15 protein-coding genes are annotated in these 13,370 nt (G+C 40.2%); 10 read left to right on the top strand and 5 right to left on the bottom strand.

The annotated features are described in order from the left end of the window. Positions 1-144: 144 nt before the first annotated feature. The gene (locus EHO58_RS05745; RefSeq protein ID WP_100721844.1) at positions 145-876 is read right to left on the bottom strand and encodes a motility protein A; all 732 of its coding nucleotides are present in this window, start codon (positions 874-876) and stop codon (positions 145-147) included. A 292-nt stretch (positions 877-1,168) separates the two neighbouring features. On the opposite strand from EHO58_RS05745, the gene EHO58_RS05740 reads away from it, so the two are divergent. The 9 genes from EHO58_RS05740 (at position 1,169) to EHO58_RS05700 (ending at position 9,276) form a co-directional block, all read left to right on the top strand. Next, positions 1,169-2,713 (top strand): cellulose synthase family protein, encoded by a 1,545-nt coding sequence (locus EHO58_RS05740; protein WP_135628493.1) that lies wholly within the window; start codon positions 1,169-1,171, stop codon positions 2,711-2,713. 91 nt (positions 2,714-2,804) lie between these two features. Then, positions 2,805-3,086 (top strand): hypothetical protein, encoded by a 282-nt coding sequence (locus EHO58_RS05735; RefSeq protein ID WP_010414765.1) that lies wholly within the window; start codon positions 2,805-2,807, stop codon positions 3,084-3,086. 8 nt (positions 3,087-3,094) lie between these two features. Then, on the top strand, positions 3,095-4,246 hold the full coding sequence (locus tag EHO58_RS05730; RefSeq protein ID WP_135679206.1) for a 4Fe-4S dicluster domain-containing protein: 1,152 nt from the start codon (positions 3,095-3,097) through the stop codon (positions 4,244-4,246). Further along, positions 4,236-5,120: a hypothetical protein gene (locus EHO58_RS05725; protein ID WP_135679203.1), complete on the top strand. Its 885-nt coding sequence runs from the start codon at positions 4,236-4,238 to the stop codon at positions 5,118-5,120. The genes EHO58_RS05730 and EHO58_RS05725 overlap by 11 nt, the downstream gene beginning before the upstream one ends. Next, positions 5,117-5,572 (top strand): PTS sugar transporter subunit IIA, encoded by a 456-nt coding sequence (locus EHO58_RS05720; RefSeq protein ID WP_100705620.1) that lies wholly within the window; start codon positions 5,117-5,119, stop codon positions 5,570-5,572. Before EHO58_RS05725 ends, EHO58_RS05720 begins: the two co-directional genes overlap by 4 nt. 12 nt (positions 5,573-5,584) lie before the next feature. Continuing rightward, complete coding sequence (locus EHO58_RS05715) at positions 5,585-6,487, top strand: ABC transporter permease subunit (protein ID WP_135679201.1); 903 nt, start codon at positions 5,585-5,587, stop codon at positions 6,485-6,487. Beyond that, the gene (locus tag EHO58_RS05710; RefSeq protein WP_135679199.1) at positions 6,484-7,254 is read left to right on the top strand and encodes an ABC transporter permease; all 771 of its coding nucleotides are present in this window, start codon (positions 6,484-6,486) and stop codon (positions 7,252-7,254) included. Before EHO58_RS05715 ends, EHO58_RS05710 begins: the two co-directional genes overlap by 4 nt. Further along, positions 7,251-8,885, top strand: coding sequence for a PEGA domain-containing protein (locus EHO58_RS05705; protein ID WP_135679197.1), 1,635 nt, complete (start codon positions 7,251-7,253; stop codon positions 8,883-8,885). Before EHO58_RS05710 ends, EHO58_RS05705 begins: the two co-directional genes overlap by 4 nt. A gap of 19 nt (positions 8,886-8,904) precedes the next feature. Next, on the top strand, positions 8,905-9,276 hold the full coding sequence (locus EHO58_RS05700) for a VOC family protein (protein WP_135628432.1): 372 nt from the start codon (positions 8,905-8,907) through the stop codon (positions 9,274-9,276). Here EHO58_RS05700 and EHO58_RS05695 read toward each other — a convergent pair. Further along, on the bottom strand, positions 9,273-10,478 hold the full coding sequence (locus tag EHO58_RS05695) for a bifunctional folylpolyglutamate synthase/dihydrofolate synthase (protein WP_135679195.1): 1,206 nt from the start codon (positions 10,476-10,478) through the stop codon (positions 9,273-9,275). The two genes, EHO58_RS05700 and EHO58_RS05695, sit on opposite strands and share 4 nt — an antisense overlap. Positions 10,479-10,500: 22 nt before the next feature. After that, positions 10,501-11,457, bottom strand: coding sequence for a shikimate dehydrogenase (gene aroE, locus EHO58_RS05690; RefSeq protein ID WP_425269431.1), 957 nt, complete (start codon positions 11,455-11,457; stop codon positions 10,501-10,503). On the opposite strand from aroE, the gene EHO58_RS05685 reads away from it, so the two are divergent. Then, a complete protein-coding gene (locus tag EHO58_RS05685) occupies positions 11,435-11,827 on the top strand; it encodes a hypothetical protein (protein WP_036090145.1) in 393 nt (130 codons plus the stop codon). The two genes, aroE and EHO58_RS05685, sit on opposite strands and share 23 nt — an antisense overlap. Positions 11,828-11,882: 55 nt before the next feature. Here EHO58_RS05685 and EHO58_RS05680 read toward each other — a convergent pair whose 3' ends face one another. Together EHO58_RS05680 and EHO58_RS05675 are read right to left on the bottom strand one after the other, a co-directional pair. Next, on the bottom strand, positions 11,883-12,656 hold the full coding sequence (locus EHO58_RS05680) for a glycosyltransferase family 2 protein (RefSeq protein WP_167483193.1): 774 nt from the start codon (positions 12,654-12,656) through the stop codon (positions 11,883-11,885). Further along, the gene (locus EHO58_RS05675) at positions 12,653-13,345 is read right to left on the bottom strand and encodes an ATP-binding protein (RefSeq protein ID WP_100721833.1); all 693 of its coding nucleotides are present in this window, start codon (positions 13,343-13,345) and stop codon (positions 12,653-12,655) included. The genes EHO58_RS05680 and EHO58_RS05675 overlap by 4 nt, the downstream gene beginning before the upstream one ends. Positions 13,346-13,370 lie beyond the last annotated feature (25 nt).

Raw genomic sequence — 13,370 nt, 5'->3', positions numbered from 1 at the left:
ATGTAGGAGCTCCTACAAGATTCTGCGTGAAAATTTGATTGAAGGAATTAGAATTTTATGATATAGCGGGCCAGTGCTCTCCCACGGGCCCTCCTCCACCACCCAAACCAGGGTGGGGGCGCCCATTTGCAAATGTAGGAATTCCTACAAAAACGGCGCCATTCTCTCTACAAGGATCCTTCTATTGTCTCCAGTTTGCAGAGAAATAATTCCTCGGATGATTGCCTGTCTTCTTCTGTCTCTGGAAAATGCCCAAGTTCTAAGTCTGTTTGCCAATGGAAAATAAGCTAAGTTTGCAAAAGCGATTCCATAGAAAGTTGCGATGAATGCAGTGGCGATCCCTTCGCCCAGAGCCCTTGTTCCGGCTCCCAAATTTTCTAATACACTTACGAGTCCCATCACTGTTCCGATGATCCCGATTGTAGGAGAAAATCCTCCGGCGGTTTCTAAAATTTTTGCGGAGCGTGTTTCCTTATTCTCCAGACCTTCTGCCGCTTCGAAGAGGATTTCTTCTACAGCTCTTGGGTCTGTTCCGTCTACGATGAGTTGTATCCCTTTTCTTAAGAACGCGTCTGGCACTCCTGCGAGTTGGTCTTCTAAGGATAATAGTCCGTTCTTGCGGGCCTTCTCCGCGAAGTCCAAGAATACGTCTGAAAGCGAAAATTCTCTCTTAGGAAAAAGAGATTCTCTTAAGTGAATGATCAGGTTTGCGAATTCTTCCGGAGTGTAACTTGCGAATGTTGCTCCCGCGGTTCCTCCCAGGATCAATACAAGTGCGGATAATTTGAGGAAGGAAAGAAAATGCGCTTCTTCCAATAAGATTGCTAAAAGTACGGAAGCAAATGCGGCAATTAAACCTAGGATGGCCGAACGCATGGGAGCAAATTAGGTAGATTATGTCCTTGAGACAAGCGTTTTCAAAAAAATAAGGGACGGTTTCGTCCATCCCCTCTACAAGAAAGTGAAAATTCGCAGTGGATTGGCTTTAACCAGGGAGGTTAAAGGTCCATCCGATTTAGAATATCGGATTTCAGAGTTCGGACCTTAGGGTTTACGCCCATTTTTTCCGGATGGAAACTGATTTAATTCGGGAGCGAAAAATTTGGCTTCGAATGTTGCGCTGCAAAATCCATTGACTTTTTAGGTATTTCCAAAATTTTTGTCCCAAATGCTCACTGTAGTCACTGTTCTGTTTTTGGGAATTTACGCCCTAGATATCCTCGGATTATTTTTCTTTGGAATTCACACGTATATCATGGTGTATCTTTACAAAAAGTACAACACCAATTGTGATACAGACCCGAGCAGAAACCTTTCTCTGGACGATCCAAGCCTTCCTGTAGTTACCGTTCAACTCCCTATTTTTAATGAGTTTTACGTTGTTGATCGTCTCATTGACTCCACAATTGCATTAAAATATCCTAAAGATAAATTAGAGATCCAAGTTTTGGATGATTCTACTGACGAAACTATCCAAAAAGCTGCTTCCTTAGTCGCAAAATACAAGGCTCAAGGTTTCGATATCCATCACCTTCATAGAACCAATCGTGTTGGCCATAAGGCAGGCGCTTTGGACGAAGGAATGAGAGTTTCTAAAGGCGATTATATCGCTATTTTCGATGCGGACTTCATGCCGGATCCTGAGTTCCTTCTTAAAACTATGGCTTACTTTGACGATCCTCAGATCGGAATGGTGCAAGCACGTTGGGGACATATCAACGCAGATTATAATATTCTAACCAAAGCTCAAAGTTTCGGTATCGACGGTCACTTCATGATCGAGCAGGTAGCAAGAAACGGTTCTAAACTTTGGATGAACTTCAACGGTACTGCAGGTACTTGGAGAAAGAAAACTATCGAAGATGCTGGCGGTTGGGAGCATGATACTCTTACCGAAGACTTCGACCTTTCTTATCGTGCAGAATTAAGAGGTTGGAAGTTCCGTTATTTTAAAGATGTGGTTTGTCCTGCAGAAATTCCTGCAATGATGTCCGCATACAAGTCTCAACAGTTCCGTTGGTGCAAAGGTTCCATCCAAACTGCAGTGAAACTTCTTCCTCGTATCTGGAAAGCGGATCTACCTTGGAAAACCAAGGCTGAGGCTGTGACCCACTTGATCAATTATTCTGTTCACCCTCTTATGATCGTGAATATTCTATTCAGCGCTCCATTATTATTAATGGAATACTGGTCAGGTTTTAGCTTCTACGATCTTCCATTAGAAGTATTGTCCGGAACTGCAGCGATCCTTTCTATCGGATCAGTTGGGCCGCTATTCTTTTACGCTTATTCACAGAAGACATTATACAAAGATTGGAAAAAGAGATTAGTGTATCTTCCAATCCTGATCATGATCGGAACCGGGATCGCAATCGTAAACACCAGAGCATGGCTCGAGGCTGTTTTAGGGATCCAATCTTCCTTCAAAAGAACTCCTAAATTGAGAATCGAAAACAACTCTGACTCTCTAAAAGAAAGGCTGAAATATACCGTTCCTTTGGACTTCCATGTAGTTCTTGAGTTCTTACTTGGTTGTTATTGTGTGTTTTCCGTTGTGCTATCTTTCTTAGTGGGACGTCCTTATATCGTGGGCTTCCTATTGATCTACGGGATCGGTTTCTTCTTCGTAGCTTTTAAATCTTTCCAAGAATTTACCTGGAAATATAAAGAAGCAAGAAACGCGGCTCAGGAAGAGATCCCTCAGGAAGCCTGACACAGCTTCCGCCATACAAAAGGCGAGAAACGGGTTGACTCCCTGTGCCCTCGCCTAAATCTGTCAAATACCCCAGGAAACAGGATAACCGATGAGTGAGAAAGTCTATTGCGCCAACTGCCTGCATTGTGTAACCGTCAGACAGTATGAATCCGAGGCGGACAAATACATCCTCCGGGTCAAATGTACCAAGAAAAAATGGTCCAAACGTTCCGGCGAAGAGAAGTTATACAAATACTTCACAGTGGCTCGCCGTATGCAGACTGATTGCGAATTCTACGAGCCAATGGGAGAAATCCTTCCTTATATCAAAAATTTGAAGAAAGAACTTCCCATCAAAGATGAAATCTACATGGTGAAGTCGCCTAACTAAAAAGGGCATTGTTCTCAAAACCGTTCCTCCTCCAACCCAGGACCGTAAAAGAAACGGGAAATCGCAAAACGGTCCTGGACGAACCCTACACCCTCTTCCCGGATAAAGACGCCTTATTACTTAAGGATTTTCCAGTCCGGGTAAGTGTAGGAGATCCTCTCTACAAACAATCCTCAGGTTCAGTTCTCTCTCCTGTAAACGGGATCGCTTCATTAGAACATAGTGAAGAAGGATCCAAAATCCGTATCGTTCAAGACGGAAATTTCATCGGTTCCAAACCTTGGATACCTAAAACTCTTAAAAAAGAAGAAGCACTCGAACCAATGGATAGACTTGGTTTGGTCAGTCTGGATTTTCCGGAACATTCTCTTTTATCTTATTTTAAATCCAGACAGAAAACGTCTCTAATCATCTTAGCTCCGTTTACAAGAACCCAAGATGTGGATTATCTTCCTGAGTTAAGAAAAAATTCAGAATGTCATACTCGTTTTTTAGAAGTTTTAAAATCTCTTTTTCCGGAAGCACAGATCAGAGATTATATTTTCGGTCTGAAGTCTCCCGTTAAAAATTATGCATATCCTTGGGGAATTCCTGAATATTTCGTTTCTCAGACCGAAAAATTATCTTTTTCTAAAATTAAAGAAATCTTATACTTAGGCCCGGAAACATTATATAATCTTTATAGAGCTTTATTTGCGGATTTTCCTTTTATAGAAAGAGAGATCGCTCTTTATTTTTTAGGGAAAAATGGAGGGCTTAGAAAGGCCGATTCTACCGTTCGTATTCGAAACGGACAAAGTTTGAAATTTTTATTCGAAGAATACGGTCCTAAATATTCTAACTTTACCCTAAATTCCTTTTACGAAAAAAATCCGGTTAGGGATATCAAAAAAGGATTCTATTGGGATATCAGACAAAATTATTCCTTAGTGTTTTTGACTAAACATGATTCGGGGAGAAGAGAATTTCCGTGTGTAGAATGTGGAGAATGTTCTTATAATTGTCCTACCCAAGCAAATCCAATGGCCTTAGTTTCCAGCTTCGGCAATTTTAATTCTTCTCTTTGTATGGAATGCGGGATCTGTACATTTCTTTGCCCTTCTACCATTTCTTTAAGAAATAAGATCAGGACTTGGAAGGAGGCGAATCATGGCTTTTAGTTATGTTCTCTCCACCCAAAACGGTTTTTTCAGAAGAAAGGACCTTCTTTTACCCGATATTCTTTTTACGATTTTGGCAATTGGTCTTTTGGTTTTAGGCTCGGGCGGATCTTATTATCCGATGATTCCTGCAGGTTTCGGACTTTTATTCGGAGCAGCCGCTTACTTTCTTCTCACCGGTGGGAAGTCCTACCCCTTATATTGGGTGAATCATACTTTGAGTTTTGCTCTTCTTCTTCCCAGAGATCCAAGATATGCTTTGCATGCAGTTTTTGCTCTGGGGATTGGACTTGGCCTTTGGTGGGGTTTAGAACAGAGATTTAAGATCCGATTTCCATTGGCCCTATTGCAATTTTTGCTTTTTCTAATATTCTACTTTTTACCTGGAATAGATAGCTGGGTTTCAGAACCTTCTTTAGTGTTTAGAGGATCTTCTTATCCTGATATTTATACTCCAGGTTTTTTTACGGAAAATACATTGCCTGGATTTAGATACTCTGCTTTGGAAGCATGCGGCGGGTTTGGGATACTTCTGGCTGTTCCATTATTATTAAGAAGAAGTTTGGCTCTTCTTCTGCCTTTAGGATTCTTTATCCTTCTTGCTACTTGGATCCATATCGCCAAAATTCCAGGTTGGGAAACAGTTTCAGGTCCGGTATGGCTCGGGACTTTCTCCTTCATTTTACTTCTAAATTTACCGGGAAGAAATACGGGCTCACTTTTGCCTCTTTCTTTTTTGAGCTTGGCGCCTCTTGGGTTGGCAATTTTTTTCCTTCCCCCGGCATTTGTTCCTACATTCCTGTGGGTCTCATCGTTTTTTTTCATTGAATCCATCCTGATTCGTATTTTCCTAGGAGATAGGACAGAGGCATGAACCAGCTCCTCGCTTTACTTAAGCCAGAGACTGTAATTTTTGAAATAGAAGGTTCTTCTAAGGAAGAAGTGATTAACCAACTTCTCCAAAAGGCCGTCGACTCTACGCTAATTGCTAGAGACGATAGGGATCTCGTGTACGAATCTCTCATGGCGCGAGAAAAGTCCATGTCTACCGGTATCGGCAGTGGGGTAGCGATCCCGCATTGTTCGGTCAATCTTGTGGATGAACTCAAATGTGTGATGGGTCTTTCTCGAAAGGGAATCGATTTTGATGCAATCGACCATCTTCCCGTTCATATTTTTATTCTTCTAATCGTTCCTAAATCCAAATTCCAAGAACATATCAAAACTCTGGCGCAGATCGCAAAAACCCTCAACGTAAAAGAGGATCGTGAAAAACTGATCCTTTCCAAAAATTTCGAAGAGATCCGGAAAGCTTTCTCTGCGTGAGAGGGTGAGAGTTTGTTAGAAGAAGCGAAACGCTTTTTGATCTTTGCGGTTTTTCTTTCCGCGATTTCAGTATTTTTCTCCCAGCTTAGATCTCTAAATAAGGAATTTTTAGAGGCGGATTCCGGGATCCAAGTCCAGGATTCCTTAGATAAATCAGCTAACACTAGTTTTGTGAAAGAATATTTACAGTTCTGGAAAGGGCTTATTAGTTTTGATCTAGGAGAAACTGAATCCGGAGATCCCGTACTTTCTCATATTCTTTCTAGATTTTGGCCTACATTACATTTGGCCGGCTTTGCAGTTTTAACGGGCACATTCTTCTCCGTTTTTTTAGCATTAGTATCTCTTCTTCCTGGCTGGCGATTTTTGGGAGAAGTTTTCGGATTTATCAGTCAACTCATCCTATCCACCCCGGTATTCGTAGTTTCCGTTTTTTTATTGGTGTTTTTTTTTCTGATACTGGGCTGGTTTCCTCCCGGTGGTTACGAACCTGGGAATACAGCTTATGTGATCTTACCTGGAATTGCGCTGGGTTCTAGGGTATTTGCCAGACTTTTTATTTTTGCCTACCAATTGGCCGGGACTGAAAAAAAATCCGCGTATACGAACGTTTTGAAGGCGAGAGGATATTCGGAAAATAGAATATTGTTTAAACATATCCTACTTAAAGTTTCACCTGTACTTTTAATCCTGATCTTATTGGATCTGAGTTCTTTGCTTTCGGGTGCAATTGTAGTAGAAGAGATCTTTTTCTTTCCCGGGATCGGAAAATCCATGTATCATGCGATCCGGACTATGGATTCTGCGTTACTCTCCGCACTTTTATTTTATAGCGGAACCGTATTTTATATTCTTACCAGAGTTTCCGAAAGAGTTCGGGACGGTCTTTTAGGTTGGGAGGCAGGTGCTGCTTGAAAACTCTAAACCTGCTTCGTTATGGAACAATATCCCTATATCTAGTTTTAGTTATATTCGGAATATTATTTAAGTCTGCTCCTACTGAATTGAATTTAAAGGAATCCTTTCTTCCTCCTTCTTTTGATTTTCCATTCGGTAAGGATAGATTGGGAAGAGACGTGTTCTCTATGTTTGCCTATGGGAGTTTAGCAACTTTTTTATTCGCATTTCCGGCAAGAGTTCTTACATTAGCAGTGGCTTCTTTGATCGGTTTAGTTTCTTACACTAACCCATTTTTTAAAAAGAATATATTCTCTCCTTTGTCTTCCGTTTTTGTTTCTCTACCTTCCTTACTTTTAGCATTACTTGTGGTTCAAGTATTCGGAGCAGGGCCGGCCCCTTTGTTTTTAGCAATCGTGCTTGGGGATTGGGCCCAGGCTTATGAAACAGTTCGAGCTAAGATTGACGAGGTAAGTACAAGCGGATATGCATTGGCAGCTTCTTGTTTTGGAGCTAGTAAGTCCTATGTTTTTAGGGCACATCTTCTTCCACAGGCATTTCAAATACTGAAAGTACTTTTATTCACGGGACTTCCTGCTGTGGTAATGACTCTTGCCATATTCGGATTTTTAGGAATTTCCGCAGGCGGTTCTGTATTCGGTCCCGGCTTAGGAGAACAAATTGCATTTTCTAAAGATTATGCGCAGAATGCTCCTTGGTCTTTAGTGTTTCCTACATTGGGAATTTTAGGTTTAGTAATGACAGTAGGAGGAAAACGTTCTTGAAACTGTTATTCTTCCGAAAATTATCCGCTTATGTTTTATTGATTTGTTTGTCTCCATTGTTTGTTGGAATTCCGACATACGGGAATGGTCTAGATGAGTATTATCGTTTTCCTGAATATTCTTCTCCTGAGAAGATACAATTCGAAAAGGAAAGAAAACTTTGTATATTTCCACTTAGGAATTTATCCGGAGATACCTCTTTGGATTTTTATTCTTCCGGTTATGCTTCCGTTCTGTATTCAGGTTTAAAATCTTTAGTCCAGATCTATGACGAATCACTGATCCCAAAATCTATCCAACATCCTTTTGGTCCGAACCCTTCCGGTGTTACTTCTAATTTAAGAGAAGGAGAATGGGATTATGCCGGGCTCGAGAAATTAAAGAAGGGAGAACTTTCTTTAAATGTATCCAAAGATCCTAGATATTTAGTTTTAAAAGTACAACCTTACGAATCAGAAACCGCACCTGATGAGGGTTTTCTAATTCCTATCTCCCGAAAATACGACTGTTTCTATTCTACTTACGGAGAATTTGAGAAGAAGGGAGAAGAAATCCGAATTAGTATCCGGATGAGATCTTCTAAAGACGGATCTAAAAAGGAATTCTTTCACAAAACAAGTATTAGGCGGTCCTATCAGGAATTAGGACCGGTTATAGAAGAGATCCGCAAAACACTTATAGGGAAACATACTAAAGCACTTTCTATCAAAACCGGAAATCAATATGATTCACTTGTTTTTTTGGACGGGAATTATATAGGTAAAACCCCTTTAAAAAGAAATGATGTTCTTTCTGGTATCCATGATATTCGTATCACTAAAAACGGATATTCCGATTGGGTGGGCCAGGTAGATCTGAGAGAATCCGCTAAGGATCTGGATATCGTATTAGAAAAAGATAAAAAAGAAGGCTTCCTCTCCGCTGATTCCGACCCTCAAGGTGCTAAAGTATATTTGGGTTCGGAATACTTAGGAGTTACTCCGCTCGCAAAAGTTCCGGTCAAAATAGGTTGGAACAGATTAAGATTCGTTTTAGCCGATCATGTGGATCAGTTCAAAGGAGTGGAGATCAAAAAAGGAGAAGTTTCCGAAATTAAGGCCAAGCTGAAAGAAGGTGAGTCCGTTTCTTATTATAGAAATAAAAAGTATTTATTCTTAGATCATACTTATGATGATTTTGCGATCTATTCACTCTATGGAAGTTTGTTCTTTTATGCAGGATATTATTATTTCAATTTAAGAGCAGACCAAGCTTTGGAAAATGCAAGGCCAATGGTCCAGATCACGAATATTGTGACTCTTCAGGAATTGCAGCAATCTTCTCCGAATCTCCAAACATTTGCACTTTCCTATTTTTATCAGGAAAGTATATATAACGATGCTAGAAATAAGTCGGACTATTTCAGATCTATCTCCGGAAGATTCGGAAAACACCAAGGGATCCAAGGTGGCCTCATGTTGTATGGTATAGGGACAATGCTTCTCTTATCCGCGACGTTCTACGCTCTTGGACTAGATTCCGAAACCTTAGAAGTAGGAGTGGCTCCTGTCAAAACCATGCCTACATTCGTAAGAGGTATAGAAGGTCAGTATGAAACGGAATCTTACGCAAAATTTAATATGAGATTTTGATATATTACGCAGGTAATCAATGGATCAAACTTCTTTAAAGACGGTGGAAATTAAGGTATTTCTACCCGCAAAAAATTTCGAAATTTCTAAAAGTTTCTACGAGGAGATCGGATTCACTAAAAGATCCGAAGGTGGCGGGGTCGCTTACTTCTGCGTGGATCATTGTAGTTTTCTTCTCCAAAATTTTTATAATCAAGAGATGGCTGAAAATTTGATGATGCATCTTTTGGTAGAAGACGTATATGCTTGGCATAAAATTTTAAAAAGTAAAAATATAGAAGAGAAGTTCCAGGTAAAATTAACGGACCCGGAAGAACAACCTTGGAAGATGATCGATTTTATTCTAAGCGATCCTTCCGGAGTTCTTTGGCGTATCGGCCAAAATATTTAAGCTTTGATATAAGAGTATAATCTAAAACTTCCGAGTACTAAGATAGCTTCATCTTGTTCGGAAGTTTTTAGGATTCCTGAAAGTTTTTCAGGCGGGATAGAGTAAGATCCATATCCTTCTGGAAGTTTGAATTCTTTAGAATCTAAAAAGTACAAATTTGACTTTTGGGTTTTTGTATAATCCAAAAGTTTTTCAGCCATGGATTCTCCTTCTTTGTCTGGCAAAAATCCAGCTAAGACGGAGAATTTTTTGCCTGGGAATGCGGAAGATAAAGAAGCAAGAGTGACTCTGATTGCATCTGGGTTATGGGCAGGATCGAATACAATAAATGGAGAATCGGATATGATCTCCAATCTACCGGGCGGAAGAGGAAGTGGTTCGGTAACTACGTTTTCTGTTTTTTCGATCCCGATTTTGTTTTTGGAAATGATCTCTTCTAATCTATGTACGATAAACTTTACATATTCTCGGTTATGATCCAGATAGGATCTTCCTTCAGGCAAAGAAGGATAAAGATATAATTCCAAGTTTTTTTCGGAACAAAACTCTTTCAGTATCTTTAAGAGAGAAGGCTCCGGTTCTAATGCAAATACGATCTTAGTTCTTTCAGTTACGATCCCAAGTTTCTCTCTTAGGATCGCTTCTTTTGTATTTCCTAAAACTGCTTTATGGTCTTCTCCGATAGCGCAAATTACGAGTATATCCGGATCCGCCAGCTTAGTGGCGTCTAATCTTCCTCCTAAGCCTGCTTCGTATACTTGGACTGCAATATCCCTTTTTTCGAATAAAACGAAAGCTCCGAGAGTAAACCATTCGAACCAAGATAAAAAGGAAAGTTCCTCAGCAGTACCTTGTGTAAATAGTATATTAGAGATCTCTTTTAGATCTTCTTCGTTTACCGGATTGAAATTTGGACTAAGACGGATCCTTTCTTTTGGATCGAATAGGTGGGGGGAAGTATATAAACCTGTTTTATATCCAAGATTTGAAAAACTTCCCGCTAAAAAGTGAGAGACGGAACCTTTTCCGTTTGTACCTACTACCGAGATCCTGATTCTTTCTTTTTTCCTAGTTCTCCAACCATGTGAATCCACTAGGTTACGGAATGGATCCAGAGAATAATCCCCAAATACGTTAAAATTCCTAGTTTTCTCTAAATTGGTTAATTTGGATCCGAATTCTAAAAAATCTGGGATAGACATTTAAAGTTTTTTAATATTCTTCTTAGGCATATCCGAGTGCTTTAAGCAGTCTGGATCTTCCTTTTTCGATTAGGTCAGGGCTTAAACTAACACCAGTGAATAATCTGAATTGTTCCACTGCTTGGTAGAGAAGCATTTCTGTTCCAGGCACAATATTCGCTCCCTTCTTCTTTGCTCCTAAGACCAAGGGAGTTTCCAGAGGATTATAGACTATATCGAATACGACTTGCCCTTCTTTAAAACAAGACTCCGGGATGGCAGGTCCTGGATCTTTTCCTTTCATTCCGAGAGGAGTTGTATGAATAATGAGTGAATATTCTGAAAAATTCTTTTGTACTTCGTTTAGATCCGACGATTTGATTTTTGCGGAGGAAATTTTAGAAAGTAATCCGGTCAATTCTTCGGAAGTTTTTGAATTTCTTGCCGCAATAGTAAGATCATTTACTCCTGCTTCTTTCAATAATGTGAAAGAAATTCCTCGAGCACTTCCTCCACTTCCGATTAATAAGACTTTTCCTTTTAAACTTTCCGGAAAAGATTCTTGGATAGAGCGAACGGCACCCATTCCGTCCGTATTATGCGCGCTAATCGATCCATTTTCAAAAACTAAAGTGTTACTCGCTTTAACTGTTTGTGAGGTTTCATCCGTTTTATCTGCGAGTTGAAATGCGGTTTCCTTATGAGGGATTGTGACTGACAAACCTTTGACTCCGAACTTGGACAAAGAAAGAAGTTCCTCTTTTTCCAAAGTTTCCACTGGAAAAACCAAATAGCCGCAGTCCAGACTCAGGTCTTCATACCATGAGCTGTGTAGCAAGGGTGATAAGGTATGTGATAGGGGGTGACCTACGATCCCGAAGTATTTTGAGCTGTCTCGAAAGATTTTCAATGGGTTCCGCTTCTTTTTTACTAAAATTCTCGACTTTATCCGAAAACCCGAAAAACCTGTTAAGCAGATGGGAATCCTGGCCTCGCTCAACGATTTTCTCCCTTTACTCGGCACTCAACCCTTTTTAGTTTTAGCTTCTTCTTCGGGTTGGTGGACGACATTCACGGATATACTGTTTGTTCTGTCTATTAGTGGTGGATTAGCCTGGTATTTTTATTATTATAAAAGAAAGGATCTTTTAGGCGGTTACTGGGTAGCGTTTTTAGTCGCTATTCTGGGATCTCTGATCATTCTTTCTATCTTCCAAGACCTGATCCGAGAAGTGGTGTATTGGTTAATCTCACCAAAGATCGGAATCTACCAGGTTGCAAATGTGAATTTGATCGCGGTACTTTTGGGCGGCTACTCAATGCTCTATATTATGAACCGCATCAATCATAATAAAGAACGTAGAGACTGATTTAATCTTATTGTGATGCTTCCGGGATTCGTCTTGGAAGTATAAACCTCTAAACTTATTTCTTAAGTTTAGCTTTTTCCGCCAAAGTCATTTCGAATACTTTGGCGTATTTTAAGAAATTATAATAGAAGCCCATAATTGCGAGGATCAGTCCTCTTCTTCCGTCCAAAAATCCTAGTCTTACAAAATACATCCAAAAGGATTTGTATCCTGCTTCCAATAGGGCTAAGAATAGGCCGCTACGTTTTCCTTTCCCGAATTTTTCAGTGGCTGCAAGTTCCGAGTATCGATTAATAAAGCTAACATGATCGAATAGGTTTTCGTAAGAATAATGGAATACAGGATGTTTTAACTTTTTTCTTTTACCGGATAATTCCACTGCTTCGTGGACCTTTCCGCCCACGAATTTTCCTTTGGATTTTTGGAATAAACGTGCTCTGTAATTCGGATGCCAGCCCCCGTGTCTGATCCATTTTCCCATATACATCGTAAGTCTTGGGATTATGAATCCGTCCTCTTCAGGTTCACCGTTCTTGAATAAACTTTTGATCTCTTCTTTTAGGCCTGGAGAAAGTTCTTCGTCGGCATCCAGAGTGAGTATCCAAGGGCTTACTGCTAAAGAGATTACATGATTTTTTTGGGAAACGTAATCATCAAATTTTCGGAGAACAACCTTTGCTCCCTTTTGTTTTGCGATACTTTCAGTTCTGTCCTTGGAACCCGAATCCAATACTATGATCTCGTTTACGAAATCTAGAGAAGATAGACATCTTTCGATATTATCTTCTTCGTTTAATGTGATGATACAGGCTGAGATTGGTAACATCAAGCGCGGGAAAAATCCTGATCTCTTACGGATTTAAAATTAGACGAAAGAGGAACTTCCAATCTGGCGATGGTTACGTCTTTGCGGATGATGATCCTGAAAAAAGAAGGATCGATACCTTCTCCTTTTAGCATGATTAATATAAGTGCGAGTCCCAATCCGGCTCCTTCCGTATTGTCGGCGTTATCTAAATAGAATTGGGCGATGTCTCCGTACTGCATCCCTTTTTCTAATTTTTCTCGGAGGGATTTTTCTTCTTCTATCGTGACTGGTGTATTGTTTGTAACTTCGACCCGAATTCCGTCCATGGAATAGTCGAATGTGATCAGACAGAAATATCCCTTCTTTTTGGATTTGTTCCCGTATTCTTCCGCCATACTTTCGGAGAATAACTGCTTATATTCGGAGACTCCTTTTTTGTACTGGATAGGATTTTCTATATCGTATCCTTTTTCCTCGAAGAAGATCCTTTTTTGATTTGCCTTGCAGGCGTTGATCGATAATTCTTTTACGATAGTGTAAATCGTTGGAACAAGGGTGGGATAAGTGACCTTATCCAAGATAAGCTCGATCGCTTGTTGGATATGTTCCTCGACCGATCTGGTGATTCGATGGGTCTTTAGAGAGAGGATTCTTCCGTCCTCCACCGTAAGCCGGATATTGTCTGATATATCCCGGATTTCCTGACCCATTAACCTTGAACTTTTCGGAACTCGA

It is taken from the genome of Leptospira selangorensis (assembly GCF_004769405.1).
Classification (GTDB): Bacteria; Spirochaetota; Leptospiria; order Leptospirales; family Leptospiraceae; genus Leptospira_B; species Leptospira_B selangorensis.
Note: the sequence above shows the minus strand (reverse complement) of the source record. Positions and strands in the feature narration are given on the sequence as shown.